This is a genomic window from Protofrankia sp. CiP1_Cm_nod4 (assembly GCF_982290645.1).
In genome coordinates this window covers 1,751-6,730 of sequence record NZ_CEVIVC010000206.1, presented here as the reverse complement: position 1 = coordinate 6,730, position 4,980 = coordinate 1,751, and the positions used below count along the sequence as shown (strand labels likewise).

3 protein-coding genes are annotated in these 4,980 nt (G+C 72.1%); all 3 read left to right on the top strand.

Annotated elements, in window-relative coordinates:
- Window positions 1–654, top strand: a 654-nt coding sequence (locus AC5LSR_RS22740) for an MMPL family transporter (protein ID WP_493468985.1), incomplete at its 5' end; no start/stop codon positions are given.
- Between the two features lie 389 nt (window positions 655–1,043).
- A complete protein-coding gene (locus AC5LSR_RS22735) occupies window positions 1,044–2,999 on the top strand; it encodes a SpoIIE family protein phosphatase (RefSeq protein ID WP_493468984.1) in 1,956 nt (651 codons plus the stop codon).
- A 358-nt stretch (window positions 3,000–3,357) separates the two neighbouring features.
- The gene (locus AC5LSR_RS22730) at window positions 3,358–4,896 is read left to right on the top strand and encodes a glycosyltransferase family 87 protein (RefSeq protein ID WP_250280777.1); all 1,539 of its coding nucleotides are present in this window, start codon (window positions 3,358–3,360) and stop codon (window positions 4,894–4,896) included.
- Window positions 4,897–4,980: the final 84 nt, after the last annotated feature.

The window sequence follows — 4,980 nt, the reverse complement described above, 5'->3', positions numbered from 1 at the left end:
GTCCCCCAGCACCACCGGGTTCTCGTCACCGGCCAGGCGGCCCAGCTCCTCGACATCACCGGCTCCATCGGCCGCCATCTCCCGCTGGCCCTCGTCCTCATCGCCGTCATCACCTTCACCGTGCTGTTCCTGCTCACCGGCAGCGTCGTCCTCCCGCTCAAAGCCCTCGTGTTCAACCTGCTCAGCCTGAGCGCCGTCTTCGGCAGCATGGTCTGGATCTTCCAGGACGGCCATCTCGCCGGCCCGCTCGGCATCACCCCCGCCCCCCTCCCGGTCGCCATCCCCGTCCTGCTGTTCTGCATCACCTACGGGCTGTCCATGGACTACGCCGTCTTCGTCCTGGCCCGTATCCGTGAACAGCACGACAACGGCACCACGCTGCGGCAGGCCGTCATCATCGGCCTGTCCCGCAGTGGACGGATCATCAGCGCCGCCGCGTTCATCCTCGCCGTGTCCTTCTTCTCGACCCTGGTCTCGGGGGTGTCGTTCATCAAGTTCTTCGGCCTCGGCACCGGGCTCGCCATCCTCCTCGACGCCCTGATCGTCCGCCCCGTCCTCGTCCCGGCGTTCATGCGCCTTGCCGGCGACTGGAACTGGTGGGCGCCCCGCCCCCTGCGCGCCCTGCACGACCGCGTCGGCATCCGCGAGCGGTGACCTGCCGGTGATCCACGGCCGGCGGGACGCCGGCCAGCCGTGAGCATGCCCACATGACCGTGATCGCCGCCGGCGGTAATCCGGCGAGATAATGGACTGTTCTGTCCTATCGGGCAACGAGGCACGATGCCTCGTGGTTGACTTGTCGAGCCGGGCCGATGCCTACCCGTAAGACCCCACGGACCAGTCGCGATCCATCAGCTCCCCCCACCTGAGCTGCCGCCGCCGGTCATTCAGGGTGTGTCCCGGGCCAGCGACGCCGGCAGACGGGAACGCCGACAGCCAGTGGGGAGCGTGACGTGGGATCGGGTGGTGACGACAGACCCCGGCTTCACCGACATGCGAACGGTCTGCCGGCACACGCGCTGCTCGCGCTGGACAGGGCCGGCGTGGGCATCTGGGAGTGGGACGTCGCTGCCGACCGGCTGCGCTGGGATCAGCGCGCTGCCAACCTGCACGGTGTCGAGCTGGGATCCTTCACCGGGCCGGTCGAGGCCTTCTTCTCCTGTGTGCACCCGAGCGACGTGCCGCTCCTGCGGACCCGGATGGACGAGGTGCTGGCGACCGGCGAGCCCTTTCTCGAGGAGTTCCGGGTCGTGCGCCCCGACGGTGCGCCCGTCTGGCTCCAGGTCCGTGGCGGGATAGTCGGCGACGACGCCGGCAGGGTGGTGCGCGTGGCCGGGATCTGTACCGGCGCCACCGCGCTGCGCGTCGGCCGCGAGCAGGCTGGACGTGCTCTGCAACAGGTCAGTGACGGCGTAGTGGTGTTCGATGACGACAGCCGGTTCGTGTTCGTCAACACGGTCATGAGCCGACTGCTCGGTTGTGATACCTGCGAGCTGGTGGGCGAACAGTTGTGGAATCTTGCGCCGTCGCTCATGGGGCCAGCGTTCGAGAAGCTGTACCTGCAGGCGCTGGACACCCAGCTGCCGGTGGAGTCCGAGGCCGACTACGCGGCCTTCGGCGGGCATTTCGAGGTCCGGCTGTTCCCCTCCCCGGAGGGGATAACCGCCTATTTCCGCAACGTCGACGAGCGCCACCGCGCGGAGGCGCACCGCGCGGCACTGATCACGTCGTTGTCGTCGGCACTCAGCCGCGCCCGCCAGCTGTTCGACGTGACCGCCGCGCTCGGCCAGGCCCTGACCGTCCCGGACGTCGCGGACGTGATCGTCCGATCGGCCTGGGACGACCTCGGCGCGGACTGCGCCATCATCATGATGGTCGGCGACGAGGGACGGGTACGGGTGGTCACCCCGACCGTCCAGTCCCAGCGGGTCAGCCGGCTCCTGGAACTGATCTCCGGGCGGGGAACCGCGGCCACCCCGGACGTCCTGCGCACGGCCCGGGCCCGCTTCGACTCCCGGGCGGAGCACCTGGCCGACTATCCGCACGCCAGGCCCCTGCTCGAGGCGGCCGCCGCCGCGTGGATAGCCCACATCCCGCTGATCGTCTCCGGGCGGCCGATCGGGGTGATCGTGCTGCTCTGGGAGAGCGAACGGCTCTTCGACCCCGACGAGCGGGCCTTCCTGACCACGCTCGCCGGGCACTGCGCGCACGCCCTCGAACGGGTACGCCTGTACGAGAAACAACTGTCGGTATCAGAAGCGTTCCAACGGGCGATCCTCCCCCAGCGCCTGCCGGAGCTGGCCGGCGTGGAACTGGCCGCCCGCTACCTGCCCGCCGGCCGGGACGTCGACGTCGGCGGTGACTGGTACGACGCGCTGGTGCTCCCGACCGGCGAGCTCACCCTGATCGTGGGGGACGTCGGCGGCCACGGGCTGCGGGCGGCCACGGTCATGGCCGAACTGCGGCACGCGGCGCGCGCCTACGCGCTGCTCAGCCATCCCCCCGCCAGGATCACCAGCCAGCTGTCGTCCAACCTCGCCGCCAGCGACTCGGCGGTCTATGCCACCGCGGTGGTCGCCTGCCTCGACATGGCCGGGAAAACGCTGACCTGGTCGTGCGCGGGCCACCCGCCGCCGCTGCTCCTCGACGGTGGCCGCCCGGCCTTCCTGGAGGTCGTCCACGGCCCGATCCTCGGTGCCGTGGACAACCTCGCCTACCGGCAGGACACCGTCACGCTGCCGGTCCGGGCCCGGCTGCTGCTCTACAGCGACGGTCTGGTGGAGCGCCGGGACGTCTCCATCACCGACCGGCTCGCCGTCCTGTCAGCGGTCGCGGCACAGTCCGACGCTCTCCGCCTGGACGCGTTCTGCGACCGGCTGCTGACAGAGGTCGCCGGCCCCAGCGGCCGGGAGGATGACCTGTGCCTGCTCGCCGCCGACGTCCGCAGCCCTGGCGATGCGCACGGCCCCGCGAGCCGCGCCCGGACGCCGGCCGGCTGACACCCGTCCACGACCGGCTCCCGCTCGACCGGCTGGCGCCCCACCGCCTGGCCGACCGCTCCCCGCGGCGCGGCGGGGAGACGTGCCGTCAGCGTGCGACAGGCCATGATGGACACGTGCCGCGCCGTCGACCAGTGCCGTACCGATGCGATGTGTTACATCGATACGGCGGGCCACCTCGACATGACAGGACGCGTCAGCATGGTGACACGACGGCCGGTAACACGACGGCCGGTGGGATGGAGCGCGCGGGGGACGGGCCGGCCGCGCCGACGTCGCCGGCGCGGCCCGGCTGCCGGCGTCGCCCGACCGCCGGCGAGACGGGTGGCGAAACGAGTACGGCGTTGGCGGAGCGTGCGTGTTGACGGCTTTCACAGGTACGCCCCGACAGCCGGCCCGGCCGGCGGCGACGCACGGCACCAGCGGCCGGGCCGGCGCGCCTGCCGCCAGCGCCCTCGGTGCCGCTCCCGCCACCATCGGTGGCGCCGTCGGTGGTGCCGCCAGTGGCGCCGTCGGTGGCGGGCGCGCCCGGCCGTGGCCGGCCCTGATCCGGGCAGCGCCACTCGCCGTGCTGGTCGCGGTGCTGTGGACGGTCTACATCGCCCCGCTCCCCCACTATGACGTCGACGTGTTCCTGCGCGCGGGCGCGGCCGTCGGGGGCGGGCGCGGCCCCTACCCGTCTCCCGGAACCCCCGAGGTCTACTCGGGCTTCGCCTATGTGTATCCCTACCTCGTCGCCTTCGCCTTCGTCCCGCTGTCGTGGCTGGGCGAAAACGGCGCGACCGTTTTCATCGCGCTGTCGGTGGGCGCGCTGTTCCTCGGCGCCCGGCTGCTCGGCGTCCGCGGCCGGCGTGCGTACGCGCTGGTGCTGATGTCCTCCTGTGCTCTCACCGGCCTGCAGATGGGCACGCTCAACGCCGTCCTGTTCCTCGGCCTCGCCGCGCTGTGGCGCTTTCGCGACCGTCCGGTCACCGCCGGTGTGCTTGCGGCCGGTGTCATCTACGCCAAGCTGTTCCTGGCACCGGTGTGGCTGTGGCTGGTGCTGGCCCGCCGGACGAAGGCGGGCGCGGTGGCGGCTGTCTGCCTCGGGGCGCTGCTGGCCGTCACGGAGCTGACCAGCCCGGTGGACACCCGCACCTACCTGGGGATGCTGGGGGTGCTCGCCCGCGAGGAGGCGCCGCTGGGGCTCAGCCTCACCGGCCTGCTGGTCAACACCGGTCTCGGCATGGGCGTGGCCACCTGGTGCGCACGCGTGGCCGCCGTGGCCGCCGTGGCCGCCGTGGCCGTGCTGGCCGGCGGCTGGCCGCGTCCACGACACGGCGGGAACGAGCGGATACTCTTCGCTGGCACGCTCGCCGCCGCGCTCGTGGCCTCGCCCATCGTATGGAGCCATTACCTGCTGCTTCTGCTCGCGCCGATCCTGGTCAGCGCACCGAGGCCACGGATATCCCTGATCGTCTTCACCGCCGGGAGCTGGTTCGTCGTCACCCCCCATCGGACGGGCCCGGTCGGCCTCCTCACCGGCATCACGATCATCGGCGTGCTTGCCGCGCCCGCGGCCGGGCATGCCCTGAAGGCCCTCACCCGCCGCGGCCGCGTCGCGCCGGGCCCCGGATCGAGCCCGCTGCCGCCTCCCGTGCCGAGGGCGGCCGTCGTCGCTGTCATCGCTGTCGCCGTCGTCGCGGCTGTCGTCGGCGCCGGCTTCGGGGTAGAACTGCTCGCGACCGCTTACGGGAACCCGCGGCGGGTGATCGGTGCCTACTGTGCCCTGCTGGGCGTCCTCGCCGTTCTGGGCTGGTCGCTGCGGCGACGGCCGGGGCCGCCGGCCGCGCTGTGGGCAGGTGGTCACGATCACCAGCCCCGGCCGCCCCGACAGCCCGGAACCGCGCGGTCATGACCGGGATCATTCGACCAACGCCGGTTCCCATCGGCGCGACACACCTCTGGGTGGAGGACGATGCCCACGACGCCACCCCCGGCG